General features: G+C 53.7%; 15 protein-coding genes. All 15 read left to right on the plus strand.

Annotated features, from left to right (window positions below; translation table 11 throughout):
- The first annotated feature begins 223 nt into the window (after positions 1-223).
- The 15 genes from G565_RS0109330 (at position 224) to G565_RS0109400 (ending at position 18,474) form a co-directional block, all read left to right on the plus strand.
- Positions 224-1,861 carry an NAD(P)/FAD-dependent oxidoreductase gene (locus tag G565_RS0109330; RefSeq protein ID WP_028670682.1) on the plus strand — a complete coding sequence of 546 codons (1,638 nt, stop codon included), beginning with the start codon at positions 224-226 and terminating at the stop codon, positions 1,859-1,861.
- The gene (locus G565_RS0109335; protein ID WP_028670683.1) at positions 1,858-2,577 is read left to right on the plus strand and encodes a TrmH family RNA methyltransferase; all 720 of its coding nucleotides are present in this window, start codon (positions 1,858-1,860) and stop codon (positions 2,575-2,577) included. The genes G565_RS0109330 and G565_RS0109335 overlap by 4 nt, the downstream gene beginning before the upstream one ends.
- Positions 2,578-3,032: 455 nt before the next feature.
- Positions 3,033-4,862 carry a protein kinase domain-containing protein gene (locus G565_RS0109340; RefSeq protein ID WP_028670684.1) on the plus strand — a complete coding sequence of 610 codons (1,830 nt, stop codon included), beginning with the start codon at positions 3,033-3,035 and terminating at the stop codon, positions 4,860-4,862.
- Between the two features lie 515 nt (positions 4,863-5,377).
- On the plus strand, positions 5,378-6,607 hold the full coding sequence (gene serA / locus G565_RS0109345; RefSeq protein WP_028670685.1) for a phosphoglycerate dehydrogenase: 1,230 nt from the start codon (positions 5,378-5,380) through the stop codon (positions 6,605-6,607).
- Between the two features lie 161 nt (positions 6,608-6,768).
- A complete protein-coding gene (locus tag G565_RS0109350; RefSeq protein WP_157600040.1) occupies positions 6,769-7,284 on the plus strand; it encodes a hypothetical protein in 516 nt (171 codons plus the stop codon).
- Positions 7,285-7,692: 408 nt separating this feature from the next.
- On the plus strand, positions 7,693-8,874 hold the full coding sequence (malE, locus tag G565_RS0109355; RefSeq protein ID WP_028670687.1) for a maltose/maltodextrin ABC transporter substrate-binding protein MalE: 1,182 nt from the start codon (positions 7,693-7,695) through the stop codon (positions 8,872-8,874).
- A 267-nt stretch (positions 8,875-9,141) separates the two neighbouring features.
- A complete protein-coding gene (gene malF / locus G565_RS0109360) occupies positions 9,142-10,728 on the plus strand; it encodes a maltose ABC transporter permease MalF (RefSeq protein ID WP_028670688.1) in 1,587 nt (528 codons plus the stop codon).
- 10 nt (positions 10,729-10,738) lie between these two features.
- Complete coding sequence (malG, locus tag G565_RS25980; RefSeq protein WP_051207692.1) at positions 10,739-11,965, plus strand: maltose ABC transporter permease MalG; 1,227 nt, start codon at positions 10,739-10,741, stop codon at positions 11,963-11,965.
- A 143-nt stretch (positions 11,966-12,108) separates the two neighbouring features.
- On the plus strand, positions 12,109-12,768 hold the full coding sequence (locus G565_RS0109370) for a fumarylacetoacetate hydrolase family protein (protein ID WP_084649312.1): 660 nt from the start codon (positions 12,109-12,111) through the stop codon (positions 12,766-12,768).
- 798 nt (positions 12,769-13,566) lie between these two features.
- Complete coding sequence (locus tag G565_RS0109375) at positions 13,567-14,706, plus strand: PfkB family carbohydrate kinase (RefSeq protein ID WP_028670690.1); 1,140 nt, start codon at positions 13,567-13,569, stop codon at positions 14,704-14,706.
- A gap of 77 nt (positions 14,707-14,783) precedes the next feature.
- Complete coding sequence (locus G565_RS0109380; RefSeq protein WP_028670691.1) at positions 14,784-16,154, plus strand: toll/interleukin-1 receptor domain-containing protein; 1,371 nt, start codon at positions 14,784-14,786, stop codon at positions 16,152-16,154.
- Positions 16,151-16,852: an 8-oxoguanine DNA glycosylase gene (locus G565_RS0109385; RefSeq protein ID WP_028670692.1), complete on the plus strand. Its 702-nt coding sequence runs from the start codon at positions 16,151-16,153 to the stop codon at positions 16,850-16,852. Before G565_RS0109380 ends, G565_RS0109385 begins: the two co-directional genes overlap by 4 nt.
- Positions 16,849-17,430 (plus strand): 7-cyano-7-deazaguanine synthase, encoded by a 582-nt coding sequence (locus G565_RS0109390; protein ID WP_028670693.1) that lies wholly within the window; start codon positions 16,849-16,851, stop codon positions 17,428-17,430. The genes G565_RS0109385 and G565_RS0109390 overlap by 4 nt, the downstream gene beginning before the upstream one ends.
- A 10-nt stretch (positions 17,431-17,440) precedes the next feature.
- The gene (locus G565_RS0109395; RefSeq protein ID WP_028670694.1) at positions 17,441-17,902 is read left to right on the plus strand and encodes a TIR domain-containing protein; all 462 of its coding nucleotides are present in this window, start codon (positions 17,441-17,443) and stop codon (positions 17,900-17,902) included.
- 50 nt (positions 17,903-17,952) lie between these two features.
- The gene (locus G565_RS0109400; protein ID WP_028670695.1) at positions 17,953-18,474 is read left to right on the plus strand and encodes a hypothetical protein; all 522 of its coding nucleotides are present in this window, start codon (positions 17,953-17,955) and stop codon (positions 18,472-18,474) included.
- Positions 18,475-18,694: the final 220 nt, after the last annotated feature.

An 18,694-nucleotide genomic window follows, 5' to 3' on the forward strand; every position in this document is an offset into this window, starting at 1 on the left:
CGTATAATTACGCGCTATTCAGCACTCGAGTCTAGGCGCTTGCACAATGCGAGCGTTGGCTGCCGGTGGTGCTTCTGCTGGGAAGTCCGAAACATGGATGTTTCGGCCTAGGCCCCATGGATGGGTTGATGCCGACCCAGCAGAAGCACTGCCGGTGGCCAACGCGGACCACAGCCACAAAGCCAAACCTCCACCATGTCGGAGTCACCGACCAGGATTCTCAATGATTCGCCTTAATGAACTTGCCCTACCGCTCGACCACCCGCCCGAAGCCTTGCGCCCGGCCATTGTTGCCCGGCTGAAACTGGCCGATGCCGATTTGGTGTCTTTTACCGTGTTCAAGCGCAGCTACGATGCGCGCAAAAAGAACTCGGAAATCAAATTTGTCTACATCGTTGATCTTGAGGTGAGTGACCAAGCCGCCGTACTTGAGCGTTTTGCGGAAGATCACCACGTTCGCCCCGCACCCGATACCGCCTATTACCCGGTCGCCAAAGCCCCGGCCAGCGTCACCGAACGCCCTGTCGTCATCGGTTTCGGGCCCTGCGGACTGTTCGCCGCCCTGATTCTCGCGCAAATGGGTTTCAAACCCATCGTGCTGGAACGCGGTAAAGACGTCCGCCGTCGCACCAAAGACACCTGGGCGCTGTGGCGCAAACATGAACTGTCACCGGAATCGAACGTCCAGTTTGGGGAAGGCGGGGCCGGGCTGTTTTCCGATGGCAAACTCTACAGCCAGATCAAAGACCCGAAGTTTTATGGTCGCAAGGTGATGCACGAATTCGTGCGCGCCGGTGCACCGGAAGAAATCCTCTTCGTCAGCAAACCCCACATCGGCACCTTCCGGCTGACCGGCGTGGTCGCCAAAATGCGTGAAGAGATCATTGCACTGGGCGGCGAGATCCGCTTTGAAAGCAAAGTGGCTGACGTAACACTGAACGATGGCCGGGTAACCGGCGTCACGTTGGCAAGCGGCGAGCAGATCGACAGCCGTTATGTAGTTATGGCCCTTGGCCACAGTGCCCGCGACACCTTCCGCATGCTGCACCGCAACGGCGTTTATGTCGAAGCCAAGCCCTTCGCCGTCGGCTTTCGCATCGAGCACCCGCAATCACTGATCGACACCGCCCGCCTCGGCAAATACGCCGGCCACCCCGAACTCGGCGCCGCCGACTACAAACTCGTCCACCACGCCAAAAACGGCCGTGCTGTTTACAGCTTCTGCATGTGCCCGGGCGGCACTGTAGTCGCCGCCACTTCCGAACCCGGCCGTGTGGTCACCAACGGCATGAGCCAATATTCGCGCAACGAACGCAATGCCAACTCCGGCATCGTCGTCGGCATCAGCCCCGAACAGGACTTTCCCGGCAGCCCACTGGCGGGCGTGGAACTGCAAGAACAACTGGAATCCAAAGCCTACGAACTTGGCGGAAAAGACTATTGCGCCCCGGCGCAACTGGTCGGCGACTTCATTCGCAGCACCCCCTCAACCGCACTGGGCGAGGTGGAACCTTCCTACCAGCCCGGCATCAAACTCGGCGACCTGGCTCCTTCGCTTCCGGCCTACGCCATCGAAGCCATCCGCGAAGCGCTGCCCGCCTTCGGCAAACAGATTCGCGGCTTCGACCGGGACGACGCCATCCTCACCGGCATTGAAACCCGCACCTCATCACCCATTCGCATCAAGCGCGACAACGCCACCCTGCAAAGCATCAACACCCGGGGCCTCTACCCGGCTGGCGAGGGCGCGGGCTACGCCGGCGGCATTCTCTCGGCCGGTGTTGACGGCATCAAAGTTGCCGAAGCCCTAGCACTGGCCATGCTGGCCGATGCCGGTGTTGAAACCGAGGCGCCCGCGTGAAACTCGACGACATCAAAAAACTGCACCAGAAAAAGTACCGCAGCCAATTTGGCCATTATCTGGTCGAAGGCGAGCACCTGGTGCTCGAACTGCAGCGCGCCGCCGAGCAACAACCGGCGCTGCGCCAAGCCGAACTGTTGGTCACCGAAACCTATGCCGACTGGCAAAGCTCACTGAAAACCCAGCTGATCAGCAGCAAGAAAATGGCGCAGATCAGCGATACCAAAACCCCCCAGGGCATCATCGCCGTCGTGCCCGTTGCGCCTGCCCCTGCAAACACGAAGGCCGACATCGCCGTCTACCTCCACGAAATCCAGGACCCGGGTAACCTCGGCACCATCCTGCGCACCCTGGCCTGGTTCGGCGGCTTCCGCTGCCTGCTCAGCCCTGGCAGCGTCGACCCCTACAACCCCAAAGTCGTGCGCGCCAGCATGGGGGCGATTTTTCATGTACCGATTGAGTTGGATGTGCCGCTGGACAGCCTGGGCGGGCGTTTCTCAAACATCGCCAGCCTCGATATGAGTGGCCAGCCGCTGACCGACCCGAGTTTTCAAAACATCGATTGCTACGTTTTTGGTAACGAAGCGCGGGGCATTCCCCACGAAGCCCTAAACGACCTAAATGCCACCGCCTTCACCATTCCGGGCTCCGGCACAATCGAGTCGCTGAATCTTGCCTCGGCAGTTAATCTTTGTGTGTATGAACGCGTTCGATAAGTAGTGCCAATTTTACAGAGGTTGCATCGAGCTTTAGGCGGGGTTGGTTTTGTGGGAGGCCACTCTGTGGGCGACAGGGAGTATCCGGTCCGGTGAATTGGACGATTGCCTGTGGTTAGTGTCGGTGGGTGGTTGTGTTTCCTGTCGCCCAGGGGACTGGCCTCCTACGGGGTGTGGTGGCTGGTTTGAGCCCTGGGCCGGACTAGATTTTGTGGGAGGCCACTCTGTGGGCGACAGGGAGTATCCGGGCTGGTGAATTGGACGATTGCCTGTGGTTAGTGTCGGTGGGTGGTTGTGTTTCCTGTCGCCCAGGGGACTGGCCTCCTACGAGGTGCGATGGTTATTTTGAGCCTCAGGCACTAGATAGTCCGATTGCCACCAGAGCAACTCAACCACCAGGCTGGAATCTCCAGTAAGGATTAGCCAAACTGGAGACTCAACACAGGAGCCCGCCGGTGGAGCACAGCCTCAAACACTTTTACATCCCTGAAGAGCAAAGCATCTATTTGCTCTCGCATCAGGACGCCGCCAAGCTTAAAGCCTGGATCAAGCTCTGCATGCGTCAGCTGGAACGGCTGGGGTACCAGGACATCGAACTGATCGGCAAGGGCGCCTTCGGCTTCGTATTCGGCGGCAAAACCCGCACCGGCGTCGAGCTGGTCTTCAAATTCTCGCGCATTAACCTGCCCCAACACGTACAAGACCGGCTCGAAGAAGAAAGCGACCTGCAATCCCTGCTCGACCACCCGCAAATCCCCCAGGTCAAAGACTTCGTGCGCGTCGGCAAGCAAGCCATTCTGGTGATGACCCGCGCCCCGGGGCTCGACCTCGACGACTACGGCCTCAAAGCCGGCCGACTGCCACCCCAGCTTATTCTGAACATCGCCGCCCAACTGTCCGACCTGCTGCGCTACCTGCGCACCCGAACCGACGCCCAGGGCCAGTGGCGACCCATCGTTCACGGCGACATCAAACCCAGCAACCTCGTCTTCGACCCGGCCACCGAACAGGTGCAACTGATCGACTGGGGCTCATCCGTCTTTGCCCAGCTCGACGCCGACCACCAGTTCATCTCCAACAGCGTGATGGACTTAATGTCGTCCGACCTGCAACACACCAACGCCAAACTCGGCGATGTGTACTTCATTGGCGACGAGCAACTCAACGGCGGCCTCTCGTCGCCCCGGTTCGACGAACAGGGCACCGCCGCCACCCTGTATGCACTCGCCTCGGGCCAGGGCTGCCGCTTCGGCCGTAAAGTCATCTCGCCCCAGGCGCTCGGCCTACCCATCGAATTCGCCCGGGTACTCGCCGCCATGTTCGACGACGACACCGGCCAGCGCCAACAGGCCGGCAACTACTTCCTCGGCCACATGAGCCGGATGCGACACATCGTCGCCATGGCCCCGGCCGACGACTTGGCACCGATGATTCCAGTCTGGGTCAGCGAGCGCCACCGCGAAGTCGACACCGCCGTTTACAGCTCGCGCAAATCCTTCCTGCGTCAGGAAAACCCTGACGACACCCTGATGGACGTCGAAGACGAACAACTCGACAAATACTACAAAAACTACCTGCAAGGCATGGGCGAAACCGAAAAGGCCTTCGTCGCCGCCGTCAGTCGGCTCGGCCGCTACCCCATCGTCGGTGGCCTGGCGGTCAAATGGCATGCCGACGGCGTGCGCATCGAATCCGCGTTCAGTTTGCACAACCCCGAACTGCGCCGTTCGTTCCACCAGTCGGTCAACAACATGGTCAACCTCGCGCGCGGCGTCTACCGCCAGGGCACGTTCAAAGCGGTGATGTATAACGCCCGCGACACCCTCCACCTAGATCGCCGCCGTGAAACCGATGCCTTCATCCCCCCCAAAAGCCTGCGCATCCCCTACCTGGTGACGCCAGCGCCCCAGGGTGAAGACACCGAACGCATGCACTCCTACTTCGAAGATGGCCGCGACCCCGACGAGTACCTGACCCTGCCGCCCTCCATCATGGACGAAATCGAAGCCCTCGACCGCATCCACCACACCGGCTGCATCATCTTCGAAGTGCTGCCCCGCAACCTGAAAATCCACAACTACTACCGCCTGCTCGACGCCAGCCAGGAAGACACCTTCCGCAACCACCTCAACCGAATGCTCGCCGCCGTCAAAGACATCCAGGGCCTAGGCCTGCGCGGCTTTATGAAACTCCCCTACAAAGACCCCCGCACCTTCGACCACATCGACCAGCTACCGGCTCGGTATGCTCCCCGCAACCCACGGGATGCCTCGTTGGTCTCCTGAGGTTTTGGTTTGCTTCGGTGGTTACCTTTAATAGCAGCCTGGTAGCTTGTTGGACCGTTGCGTATGCTCACTAGAGGCACGCCGTGAACCCCTCCCTGGGGGCTCGGAGACAACATCCATGTTGTCTAACGGCCTCTAGTGAGCACACCCAACAGTCCTTCGCAGCTTGGTAGCCACTGTTTAAGAACATCGTGCGGTAGTCCGTGTTTTTGGGGAAATGTAACCACCTTCAAGCGACCGGCAGCCTTCATGGTCCTGGTGGGCGTCGGTCCCCATGGATGGGGACCGCCGAGCTTACACGGCGGTCCGACGTCTCGGCGTACTTGCAGCGTCCCTCCAGGACCTTGAAGGCTGGCGATCGCGAACCACGGACTCGTGTACCATTCAACAAGGAGCCACAGACCCCAGTTTTGCCCAAGGTAGAACAGTTCATTGCGTAATTGGCGCCTCGTAAGGCCGAAACGCTGTGGTATCATCCGCGCGCCACCCATTTCATTGGTACCAAGAGTCTGAGCATGAGCAAAAATTCGCTGGATAAAAGCAAGATTCGCATCCTGTTGCTGGAAGGTGTGCACCAAAGCGCCCTGGATACCCTGACCAAAGCCGGATACACCAACATCGAATACCACAAGGGTTCGCTGCCCGAAGCCGAACTGATCGAAAAGGTCAAAGACGCCCACTTCATCGGCATTCGCTCCCGCACCCAGCTCACCGCCGAGATTTTTGAGGCCGCCGACAAACTGGTCGCCGTCGGCTGCTTCTGCATTGGTACCAACCAGGTCGATTTGGACGCCGCCGCCCTCCATGGCGTCGCCGTCTTCAACGCCCCCTTCTCTAACACCCGCTCCGTTGCCGAACTGGTGCTGGCCGAAGCCATCCTGCTGCTGCGCGGCATTCCCGAGAAAAACGCCGCCTGCCACCGGGGTGGCTGGTTGAAATCGGCCACCGACAGCTACGAAATCCGGGGCAAGAAACTCGGTATTGTTGGCTACGGCAGCATCGGCACCCAGTTGGGCGTGCTGGCCGAAAGCCTGGGCATGAACGTCCAGTTCTACGACATCGTCACCAAGCTGCCCCTGGGTAACGCCAACCAGGTCGGCTCCATGAACGAACTGCTCGAAACCAGCGACGTCGTCACCCTGCACGTACCCGAAACCGCCTCCACCAAGTGGATGATGGGCCCCGAACAGTTCGCCCGCATGAAGCCAGGCTCGGTCTTCATCAACGCCGCGCGCGGCACCGTGGTCGACATCGACGCACTGGCTGCCGTGCTGAAAGACAAAAAACTCCTCGGCGCCGCCATCGACGTCTTCCCGGTCGAACCCCGCAGCAACGACGATGAATTCCTTTCACCCTTGCGCGAATTCGACAACGTCCTGCTCACCCCGCACGTGGGCGGCTCCACCCAGGAAGCCCAGTTCAACATCGGCATCGAAGTGGCGGAAAAACTGGCACTGTATTCCGATAACGGCACCTCCACCTCCGCCGTCAACTTCCCGGAAGTGGCACTGCCCGCCCACCCGAGCGCGCACCGCCTGCTGCACATTCACCAGAACATCCCCGGTGTGATGTCCGAAATTAACCGCATCTTCTCCGAGAACGACATCAACATCATCGGTCAGTACTTGCAAACGCGGGACAAGATCGGCTACGTGGTGATCGATGTGGCGCAGGATTGCTCGCTGAAAGCGCTCGATAAAGTAAAAGAAGTTAAGGGCACGATGCGCGCGCGCATTTTGTTCTAATAACTCACTCGGTTTTGCCATCCAGTCCGGCGCGAACGCCTTCCACAGAACCAAGGTGACTGGCGTTTCCTCCCCCAACTGGCATACTGGCCGTACGACATAAACCCGATGCGTCGGGTTTTTTGTTATCTGCATTTGCTTAAAAAGGGAGTTCCAACGACGTGTCCGTTCAAGGCCATCGCGTAAACTGTGCCCGAGTATTGGGAAAAACCAGTGTTGCTATTATGGTGGCTGTTGCGCTATCCGCCTGTATATCCCGTGGCATGCAGCAGGAGCTGACCACCTGCACCTTCCCCGACACCACACGGACACCCGCACCTTCCTTTATTTGCGACCAGCAGATCGAGGGCTACCCCATTACCCGGTTAACCTCAGCCCCCTCGTCAGCCGACGTTGAAACCAACGTCAGCATCGAACGCGCCCGCTTGGAAGTTCAGCACACCATGGCACTGGAATGGCTCGTCACCTGGTTTGACGATGTTGCCGACGACCAGAAGACCGAAGCGAAGCAAGTGATTCTAACCTGGCTGAATGAAGAACTCCGCGTCGTCCGAACCCGTGAAAGCTCATCCGGCACCATGTGGTTGCTGCTTGGCATTGCCCATTCTGAAGTGGACACTCAAGTGCAACTGCGCAACCGATTCGCCGCAGCCGGTATTAAGACCACTGATCGCTAATTCGTTTTTGCTACTTTCGAGTTAGCTGACAAACCAAGCAGCAGCCACCTGGGGCGCCCCTGTGGGGGAGTCCGCAGCAGGACGCTGCGGTCTAGGCCCCATGGACGGGTTTACGCCGACCCCACAGGGGCGCCCCAGGTGGCCGCTGCGAATTCATACCTCATAGCCAACCCGACCTCTGAACTGAAGGGTGTAACCCCCGAACATCGATTGATCATCACCAATCGCTGAATCCGCCTCACTTAACCCGTTCCTGGGGGTTGGACTGGGTGGATTTTTGCCAGTGGACGAAAAACCCGCCTGTGTTTGACCTTGCCAAATCGGTAATTTTGCCGCGATCCGGTTGCACCACACCGAAGTGCACTGCTGCACGCCACAATAAAAAAGACACAGGAAGGAAGCACGGCAATGATGAAAAATACACTGATTCTGGCCATGTCTGTGGCCACCCTGACCGCCGCCAGCTCAGCCTGGGCCCTCGAAGAAGGCGAATTACTGGTCTGGATTAACGCCGACAAAGGCTACAACGGACTGCAAGCCGTGGGCGACCGCCTCGAAGCAGAACTGGGCATTCCTGTAACGGTTGAAACCCCCGATGCCGTCACCGAAAAATTCCAGAAAGAAGCCGCCATCGGCCAGGGCCCGGATATCTTCATCTGGGCCCACGACCGCTTTGGCGACTGGGCCAAATCCGGTCTGCTGGCCCCGGTTGAACCCGGCCGCGACGTTCGCAACGCACTGGACGACTCCTTCTGGGGCGCCGTCACCTACAACGGCACCACCTACGGCTACCCCATGGCCGTTGAAGGCCCCACTCAGATCTGCAACGCCGACATCGTTGATGCCCCCTTTACCTCCTGGGAAGACGTACGCGCCGCCGCCCCTGGCCTGGCTGAAGACGGCATTGCCCCGCTGCTGTACTGGTACAACAACGCCTACTTCAACTATGGCGTCATGACTGTGAAGGGCGGCTACGCCTTCGAACAGATTAACGGCCAATACAACGCCAAGAAAACCGGCATTAACCAGCCCGGCTCCATCGAAGCGATGGGCATGATCCGTGACCTGATCGAAGACGGCGTCATGCCCGAAGGCGTCGACTACGGCGTATTTGACGCCGCGTTCAAAAACGGCGAAGTCGCCTGTGTGATCAACGGCCCCTGGGCCTGGGGTGAGTACGAACAAGCCGGAATCGACATTCTGGTCGGCCCCTACCCAACGCTCGACGGCGAATCCGGCCAGGGCTTTACCGGCGTGTTGTCAGCGGGCATCAACGCCAGCTCACCCAACAAAGACCTGGCGATCGAGTTCATCGAAAACTACCTGCTGACGCAGGAAGGCCTGGAAACCGTGAACAACGACCGTGCCCTGGGCGCCGTTACCCACAAAGCCTTCATGGCCGAACTCTCGCAGGATAACCCAACCCTGGCCGACGCCTACGCCATCTGGCAGGCCGGTGAACCCATGCCGAACATCCCGGAAATGGGCGCCTTCTGGAGCAACACCGAAGCCGCACTGACCGCTATTGTTCAGGGGCGTCAGGAAGCTGGTCCGGCATTGAACGATGCAGCGGCTCGTATTGTTCAGTAACAACAAGTAGTCACAACGGTTCGCTCACATAACTTTGCACCCAACCAAGTGTCGGGTGCTGGGTAGGCCTGTCCGGGGAAGTCCGCAACATGGATGTTGCGGTCTAGGCCCCATGGATGGGTTCACGCCGACCCCGGAGAGGCCTACCCAGTGCTCGACACGAACCACGGGCACTGTTGAAAGTTACCAGAGCTTATTGCCAGTCTTGGGATAAGCTCTTTTTTTGAACCACCTTCCCACCGAATTCAAGACGAGGCCCGTCCCTCCATGGCAAACCAAAACGCCATCCCCATGGTTCCGCAGTCCGCCGCTCAGGGTGGCTGGAAACTCTGGCTGCAACGCGGCATCGTTGGCGCCATCTCCCTGTTTTTTATGTACATCGTATTGGTGATGTACAGCCAGGGCGAACCGCTGTTCGCCGTGGTCATGTTGTTGTTCACCACAGCCTTCGCCTACATATTCCTGTTCGACCGCGCCTACGTGTGGCGCTACGTCTTCTCCGGCCTCGCCGGCATGATGCTTTTCATCGTCTTCCCCATTTTGTACACCCTGGGCATTGGCTTCACCAACTATTCGAACCTGCACCTGATCAGCTTTGAACAGGCCCAGTCGTATTTTCTGAACCAGACGTACGCCGCCGAAGGCGGTTCCAATTACGATTTGGTGTTGTACGAAGACGGCAGCGATTACCGCATCGCCGTCGAGAACGAAGACACCGGCGCCGCCTTTGTGGCCACCGAGTCCGTACCGATGACGCACACTGAACAAATAATCCTGGAACTCGACGCCAGCGAGGCTTTGGACTTAGCCCTGGCAACCCTGCAACCGGCCCCGCGCAACGCCGCCATATTGCTGCGCAGCGAACTCGACCAGGTAATGCTGGTACTGCCCGATGGCACCGAGCTGATGAAATCCCGCCTCACTCAGTTCTCCACCACCTACCCCTTGTACGAACTGAACGACAACGGCAATCTGGTGAACCAGCAAGACGGCAGCGTCATCCGTCCGGATTTTGAGATTGGTTATTTTGTTGATGAAAACGGCCAGCGCCTGAACCCGGGGTTCACCGTGGGCGTCGGGTTCGATAACTTCAAACGCGTGCTCACCGACAAAGGCATGTTCGACCCCTTCGTGCAGATCTTCACCTGGACGATGCTGTTCTCCGCCTTCACCGTAGTCGCCACTTTCATCATCGGGGTAACCCTGGCCTCCCTGGTGCAGTGGGAACCAATACGCGGCCGGGCCTTGTACCAGCTGTTGCTGATTCTGCCCTACACCTTGCCCAGCTTTATCTCGATCATGATCTTCAAGGCCCTGTTCAACCAGAACTTCGGCGAGATCAACTACATTCTTGAAAGCCTGTTCGGCATTGCCCCGAACTGGAATTCCAACCCCAACACCACCCGCGGCATGATCCTGTTTGTGAACACCTGGCTCGGTTACCCCTACATGTTCATTCTGTGCCTGGGCATGTTGCAGTCGATCCCGAAAGATTTGTACGAAGCCTCGGGGCTCGAAGGCTCGGGCATGTTCAACAACTTTTTCCGCATCACCCTGCCGCTGATATTGAAGCCATTGTTGCCGTTGTTGATCGCCTCCTTCGCGTTCAACTTCAACAACTTTGTGCTGATTGAACTGCTCACCAAGGGCGGGCCCATCATCATCGGCTCTAACCCCCAGGCCGGTGAAACCGACCTGCTGGTGAACTACGCCTACCGGCTCGCGTTCCGCGGCGACTCGCAGGATTTTGCCCTGGCCTCGACCATCTCGACCTTCATTTTCATGATAGTCGCGGTCATCGCCTTCCTGTACTTAAAAGTCGCCAAAGTCGAAGTCGGCATCAAAAAACACTGAGGAGCGCAGCATGATTAAAACCCCGGAATACAAGGCAAGAGTATTCGGCGCGCACCTGGTGCTGATCGTCTTCCTCGCCTTCGTGATTTACCCGCTGGCGTACCTGGTCTCGGTCTCGTTCCGCACCGGCCACACCCTGGTCGATACCATCATTCCCAGCAACCCGACGCTGGAGCACTGGTACCTGGCGTTCGAGCAACCCTACGTGGGCATGAACCCGCAGAAGAAAGACCTCGACGGCATTGAGTCAGTGACCTTCAACAACGCCCTGGGCGATGTGACCTTCACGGCCGATGGCCAGTGGACGCTCACCGCTGCCCCCCGAGTCGAGGCCGAGTACTTCCCGCTGCGCTCCTACCTGAGCATTGGCTTTCTCGACCGGGTAGGGCGCGTGGTGGCCAGTACTGAACCGGTGCACCTGGTGCTCGACACCGCCGACCGGGCCGACCGCTACAGCGACGACGTGGTGTTCATCGCCGCCGACGGCCAGGCCAGCGGCCAGCTCACCATTCCCGACACCCCGGCAGGCGCCGAGCGCACGACTGTGCAATACGGCAACGCCTACGTCGCCAAGCCCACCTTCCCGGTGCTGAGCTGGCTGATGAACACCATTAAGGTAGCGAGCATCAGCGCGATTCTGATTCTGCTGCTCTCGACCACCAGCGCCTACGCCTTCGGGCGTCTGCCGTTCAAGGGCAAGGGGCCCATGCTGAAATCCCTGCTGGTGATACAGATGTTCCCCAACACCCTGTTTCTGGTGGCGCTGTACCTGCTGTTCGACAAACTGGGCGGCTTTGTCGACTTCCTGGCGCTGAACACCCACTCCGCGCTGATCATCGGCTATATGGGCGGGCTGGCGCTGAACATCTTCATGGTGATTGGCTATTTCGACACCATAGACCCGGCCATGGAGGAGTCGGCCGCCATCGACGGCGCCACCCCTTTCCAGACCTTCTACAAGATACTGCTGCCCTTGAGCGTGCCGATTCTGGCGGTGGTGTTCATTCTGGCCTTCATCGGCTTCGTGAATGAATTCCCGCTGGCCTCGGTGATCATCAGCGACCTCGATAAAATGACCCTGGCCGTCGGCGCCCAGCAATACATTCAGGACCAAAGCCAGCTCTGGGGCGACTTCGCCGCCGCCGCTGTGCTCTCCGGCGTACCGATCACCATCGTCTTCCTGATTGCCCAGCGCTTCCTGGTGGGCGGCCTGACCTCCGGCGGGGTGAAAGGCTAGCGCTAATACCGAGCGTGTGCGCTGAACCGTTCACGCCACTGAACGGTTCAGCGCACACGGTGGGTTAGTAACCCGCCGGATTTCCCGCTAAAGTAGAGACCAACATTAACCGGAATTGGGTTTCACCAACGGGAGCAGTCTCTATGTATCAACACCAGTGGGTATCCGGCGAATCGATCTTATTGCCCATGGGCAAAGCCGTGTGCGTGGGCCGCAACTACGCCGAACACGCCAAAGAACTCGGCAACGCCGTGCCTGAAGCCCCCCTCTTGTTCATCAAACCCGCCAGCGCCTGCGTAACCCTGGGCGACCACATTAGCCTGCCACGCCCCGAGCTGCATTTCGAAACCGAACTGGCCCTGCTGATTGGCGCGCAACTCTCGGCCGAGCACTCCGAAAACCCCATGGCCGCGGTAACCGCCGTCACCCTGGCGCTGGACCTGACCGACCGCACCCAGCAAGACGAACTGAAGAAAAAAGGCCACCCCTGGGAACGCGCCAAAGCCTTCGACGGGTCATTGCCGCTTGGCCCCTGGCTTCCTGTAAACCAGATGCCCGAGAACCTGAGCGACTGGGGCTACACATTGGAACTGAATGGCAAGCCGCAGCAGCATGGCAAGATAGAGAACATGCTGTTTAGTATTCCGGATTTGTTGGCTGAGATTGTGAAAGACTTTCGGTTGGAGCCGGGGGATGTTGTGTTGACCGGTACGCCGGCTGGTGTGGGTAAGTTGAAATCCGGCGATAAGCTTGAGTTCGCGATTGAGGGGACTGAGTGGAAGCAGAGTAGCCAAGTAGAGTGAGGGCAATGCCCTCACCAAACCAAGGCCCGAACCGGGCCTTGGCACGTTTTCACGCTTCGTTCTTCGTTTTTCGTAGGAGGCCAGTCCCCTGGGCGACAGGAAGCCTAACAAACCACAGACAGCCCCCTCACCACCACTCGAACACCTCACCACAACCCTCCAAACCGGACACATCCGACACCTCTGGGAAATAAGTTCTTGCCAACCGCGTCACAGAGTAACATGGTGAAAACACAACTTGTTTTGCCTTGGTGTGCCCTGTAACCGGCCTGGCGGTAGCTAGTCTTGAATAATTCTGAGGTTAATATTTTGAGACCAACAATGGATGATCTTTATAGTAGATACGTGTTTAAAAGCATGACTGATAGCAACGCAGAATGTGGTGTAAGGGCTAATATTGCCTTCGACTTTGTACGGATAGAGGCTGCAAAAGTCGCTAGCTAGAGACTACGAAAACTAAAAAGTAGGTAAAAGGCGCGTTTTAATATCGACATGGATACTTATTGACTAGAGTGGTAGCAATTAACTTTAATCTGTCAAATGGATTTTTAATAAAATAAGCCATTAGTGGTTATCCTTGACTAGCCGAGACCTATATTTCATCTGAGTGCTAAATTGACATACACAATCGTTTTACATTACTCCAATAGCAAACTGACGGAAAAAATTAAAGTCACTATCTATATATAGGAATTGAATTCTAAAGTAGCTTCATAGTTGTATACGAGCCTTAGTGCCACTGTTGAAAAATCTTACCTTTTGAAGTAAAAAAAATTCGATACCAATTGGAAAATACGAATGCAAATTGCTGGTGGATGTTATCGAGAGTTATGTTGCTTGCCAGAATGGAATGAACTCTATGGTTCCGGTGGGCGAGCAGCAGCAGCAATTTCTGCTAGCTCCCCTGGTAGTGTTTTGCATACATATATTGAAGATACTAGCAACTTAGAATATCTAAAGAGCCTTGGTATAAAAACGCAAGCTTACTCGCGATCATCAGCAATTGTTTTTTCCTACTTCCACACCTTATCAAACCCATACATACAACCTCCACTGGATGAAATAGCTAAACAGTCGAAGATTAACGTAAGTGGCGATGTAGTCCTTCGGTTTGGATTTTTAGAAGGTGAAGCAGTAATTGATGCCCGTCGGGCAGTATTCGATCCACAATCTTTGAGGGACTTTACTGCATTTTGGGATAATGGCTCGAATGCGAAAGAATTGGCAATTGTTCTAAATGAATTGGAGCTTCAATGTGCAACTGAAATAGATGATATAAGGTTAGCAGCTCTGTACCTCATTGAGTTTCAAGCTGCTAAAGTTGTTGTAGTTAAAGGAGGTGTTAAAGGTGCTACAGTGTTTGAAAGCAATGGGCGAATTACAACAATCCCATCTTATCGATCTACCAAAGTTTTTAAGATCGGAACTGGCGATGTATTCAGTGCTGTCTTCACGCATCATTGGGGGGAGAAGGGGGTGTCAGCAGCTGATGCGGCTGATATAGCATCTCGGTCGGTAGCTGAATACTGCAGTACAAACTGTCTTCCAGTGATAGAAGGACGTCTGTCGCAATTAGAACCAATAAGCTATTCATCTGGAGGTTCAATATTGCTGCTTGGTAAGACGAATTCTGTGGGAAGGCGGTATGTTATGGAAGAGGCTCGCTTTGTATTGAGAGATCTTGGTATATCAGTTTCATGTCCATTATTAGGTGATAGTGTTAGTGGGAAAGAGTCAGCATTACTAATCATAGCTGATGGATTAGGCTCTGAAGTTATAGATCTTTTGGTTCAAGCGAAAGACGCAAAAAAACGAGTTGTAATTCTGAATGAAACGAAAGAGAAAATAGATGATAGGAAAATAGGTGGATTTGAAGTTATTGATGATTTCTCAACTGCAATATACCATGCGGCTTGGGCTTCAGCAGAAAATAATTAGGTGTTATAGTTTCAAGATTTTTAGTGCAATTTAATGTGAAGTCAACGGTTATAAGTTAGTTTAGGGATGGGTGGCATATGTCGGATGTTTACATGGTATATGCATCGGAAGATCGAGGCATTGCAGAGGAAGTTTATGGGCACCTAGAAAAACTATGGGATGTCTGGTGGGATGACAAAATAGTCGGCCCTTTTTCTCGTGCAATTGAAGATCAAATCCCTAAGTCAAAATGTATGGTGCTGCTCCTTTCTGAGTCCTCTAGAGCAAAAGATACTGTCCTAGATGAGTTGAGGCTTGCTAAAGAAAGTGAGCTTGATATTCTAATTGCTAGGCTAGATCACTGTAAAGCACCATACCAGTATGGCGGATATAGTTGCTGCAGTATGGTAGATTGGGATGGGGACTCAGACCATGCTGGATTTAGTCAGTTAATGAGAAAAATAGCCACTGTTGTCCCGCCAGCCATGCCTCCCAAGCGCCCTATTAGTATCGCTGATAGTGAGCTGAAGCTGCCAAGGCTTTTCTATTCGATTTCATCCTACAACACATCTATAAAACCAAGTGAAGCCGTTCAAGCGCTACGGGCGCTTCAAGCACCATCGATACTTGTTTCTGCATATGACCTGGTGAGTAAGCGTGAGCCAGAAAAAATGATAATTGAATTAAAAAGGTATCAAAAGAGTGGTGGGTTCATTTTGTTGGATTCAGGTGCGTATGAAGCAAGCCGACTCGAAGACAAGGGATGGTGTGTAGAGGACTTCAATGAGGCCGTTACTAACACACCTCATGATTACGTATTTTGTTTTGATAAAATGAATCCTAGTTCAGGAAAAAAAGAGTTAGTAAAACAAGTGATTCATGCTGTATTGCGAGATCAAAAAACCACTAGTTCACCTGTCCTTCCTATTGTTCATGCGCCCCCCCTTAAAAAAGGTGGCTATAAGTTACAAGATCTCCCGTATATATTTCACGAAATATCAAAAGTACTGAAACCGCCAATGATTGCTATTCCAGAGCGCGAATTAGGGGCAGGTATAGTTGCTCGAGCAAAGATGATTAGTGCAATAAGGCAGGAGTTGAGTAAACTACCGCATTATCAACCAATCCATGTGCTTGGTACTGGACACCCATGGGCTATTGCCATACTTGTAGCTGCAGGCGCGGACTCATTTGATGGGCTTGAGTGGTGCCGCTATTCGCTGGATGCAGATTTTGAACAAATTAGTCATTTTCATCTATTTGATCTAGTAGGAAACCTAGATCCGACGGTTGAGTTTGCGGCTAACGTAGCCATTCACAATCTAAATTATCTAAATAGTTTTAACCGAAATATGCAAGAGATGGTAGGGCAAGAAAAAGTTGAAGCATGGGTAACCGGAATTCTAAGTCTGAAAAGTAGGGAGCCTCTTGAGAAACTAAAAGTACATTACCCGGGGATATTTGAATGAACAGATATACACCTGCCGAATTGTTTAGAGCGGTTGAAGCGATTTGTCCAGATATTGAGTTGCATACTATGAATTTCACTAAGGCCACTGAACGAAGTCTATGGTGGGAGTTGTCTACTTGTATTCTAGGTAGCCAGGTACCATACGACCTTGCCGTTTCAGCAGCAAACAAGATCGAAAATTCTGCTCTATTGCTCCAAGAAGAATCTTACTTTGAGGCACTCTATCAATCACTCTTCGACCTCTTATCTACTCCACTTGATGTAGGTGGTAATTTAAGGAAATATCGATTTCCAGAGTCCAAAGCCCGTCAACTCGCAAGCGCGCGACTGACTATAGCCAAAACGTATGGTTCTTTATCTGATTTCCTAAATGGTTTTGACAACGCATTCGAGGCGAGATCTTGGTTGATAGGAAATGTAAAAGGCCTGGGTCCTAAACAGGCTAGCATGTTTTTGCGTAATGTTGGAGTTAGCTATGAGTTGGCGATACTGGATAGGCATGTATTGAATTATATGTCCGCAGTTGGAATTTACGCAGGTAAAGAGCCGTCTATATCAAATTTAGAAAAATACAAGTCACATGAAGCAGTATTGAAAAAGCATGCTGTTGAGCTAGGTTGCGCAGTGGGGCTTCTTGATTGGGCTATATGGATTGTAATGCGTGTTGCTAATGAGAACTTGGAGGTAGCTGCATGAGTATTGTCACGCTTGTTTCCGGGGGGCTAGATTCTACGCTCGTGGCTAGATTAGCGAAAGAGGAGGGAGTGCATCAGTTTCCGTTGTTCATCGACTATGGCCAAGTTTGTCGTGATCGGGAGTTAGCGGCCTGCAGACAAGCAATGGTTTCACTTGAATTGCCAGATCCGAAAGTAGCGGATCTATCAGGGTATGGCCTTCTTATTAAATCAGGGCTTACCGATCCGACACTTCATATAGTAGATGACGCATTTACACCAGGAAGAAACATGTTGTTCCTGTTAACAGCTTCAGCATACGCCTTTCAGGTTGGCGCAGATGCAGTATCAATTGCCTTGCTACACGAGGACACGAGTATATTTCCTGATCAAACATCCTATTTTTTACGGGAAGCCGAGAGAATGATTGCTGTTTGTATGGGCCGAAATATTAAAGTATTGGCACCGTTAGCATCATATTATAAATCTGATGTCGTGGCGTTAGCAAAAGATAAAGGTATCGAGAATACCTATTCTTGTCATAAAGGTGGTGAGCAACCTTGTGGCGAATGCATCGCATGTAATGAATTTAAGTTTTGAGGAGGTTTGTATGGGTGGAAGTGGTGGCGGTTGGAATAGTCTTGGTAATATACGAGCCCTTGAGGAAAAGGCTAAGGCCGCCTTGCAAGGTGGAAAGAGAAATGTATTTATTAGCTTTGCAGCTGAAGACATAGATGAGGTTAATCTTCTTCGTGGACATGCTAAGAATGAGAATAGTGATATTGAGTTTAACGATCACTCTGTTCGAGCACCATATAACAGTGAACAAGCAGAGTATATAAAGCGTAAAATAGCTGAAAGAATTTCGAGATCATCAACTACCGTGGTTTACCTTTCGAATAGTGCGGCGTTGAGTCAATGGGTTGAATGGGAAGTATCAAAGAGCATAGAGCTAGGGAAGAGAGTAATAGCGGTTCATCCTGGAGAAAAATATTCCGGTATAAAGCCTTCATGGGTAGGGTCAATTAGTGAAATCTTACCGTGGTCAAAACTGTCAGAAAAGTTGAGGTGAAAGCAGTATCTATATGCATATAATAGTTGACTAGAAAAAAGGATCTACTGATGATGGATGAACGTAAGCTCTGCTTTGTAGTTATGGGGTTTGGAAAAAAGACCGATTTTGAAACTGGTAGATCACTAGATCTAGATGCTACGTATGAGTCTATTATTCAACCTGCAGTTGAGAGTGCAGGACTCCGGTGTCTACGAGCGGACGAAGTGCTGCATTCGGGGGTTATAGATACTGAAATGTACGAAATGTTGTTGCGATCGGATTTAGTTATTGCAGATATTTCAACAGGAAACGTAAACGCTATCTATGAACTTGGAGTTCGACATGCATTAAGGCCAAACTCTACAATAATAATGAAAGAAGAGGCCGGTAAGCTTTATTTTGATCTAAGCCATATTAGGACTTTTATGTATCAGCATTTAGGTGAGGATATAGGTGCGCGAGAAGCAAAGCGTGCGGCGAATGACTTATGCTCATTAATTAGTGCCCGTCCAGAAAGGGCGATTTTTCAGAAAGATGCCAACGTCCTCCATTGGTCGTCGGATCCGCTTGGTGGTAAACCCCGCGTTTAGCGTTTTTCCCTGCCATAACCAATCAAAATCCAATCAGTACGACAAATTCGGCGTAGCCGCCTCTGTGCCAGCACCTTTCTGACCCTTGTATCTGGCGGTGATCGAGTCAGTCGCAGCGCTAGCTGCTGTTCAACCTAACCAGACGCGTCAGGTTATAGCTGATGGCCGACGCCCAGACAAAAGACATGAAGCCGTCTTCGCCTTTCCATAACGCTTTTGA

Origin of the sequence: Saccharospirillum impatiens DSM 12546 (assembly GCF_000423605.1) — a bacterium.
Classification (GTDB): domain Bacteria; phylum Pseudomonadota; class Gammaproteobacteria; order Pseudomonadales; family Natronospirillaceae; genus Saccharospirillum; species Saccharospirillum impatiens.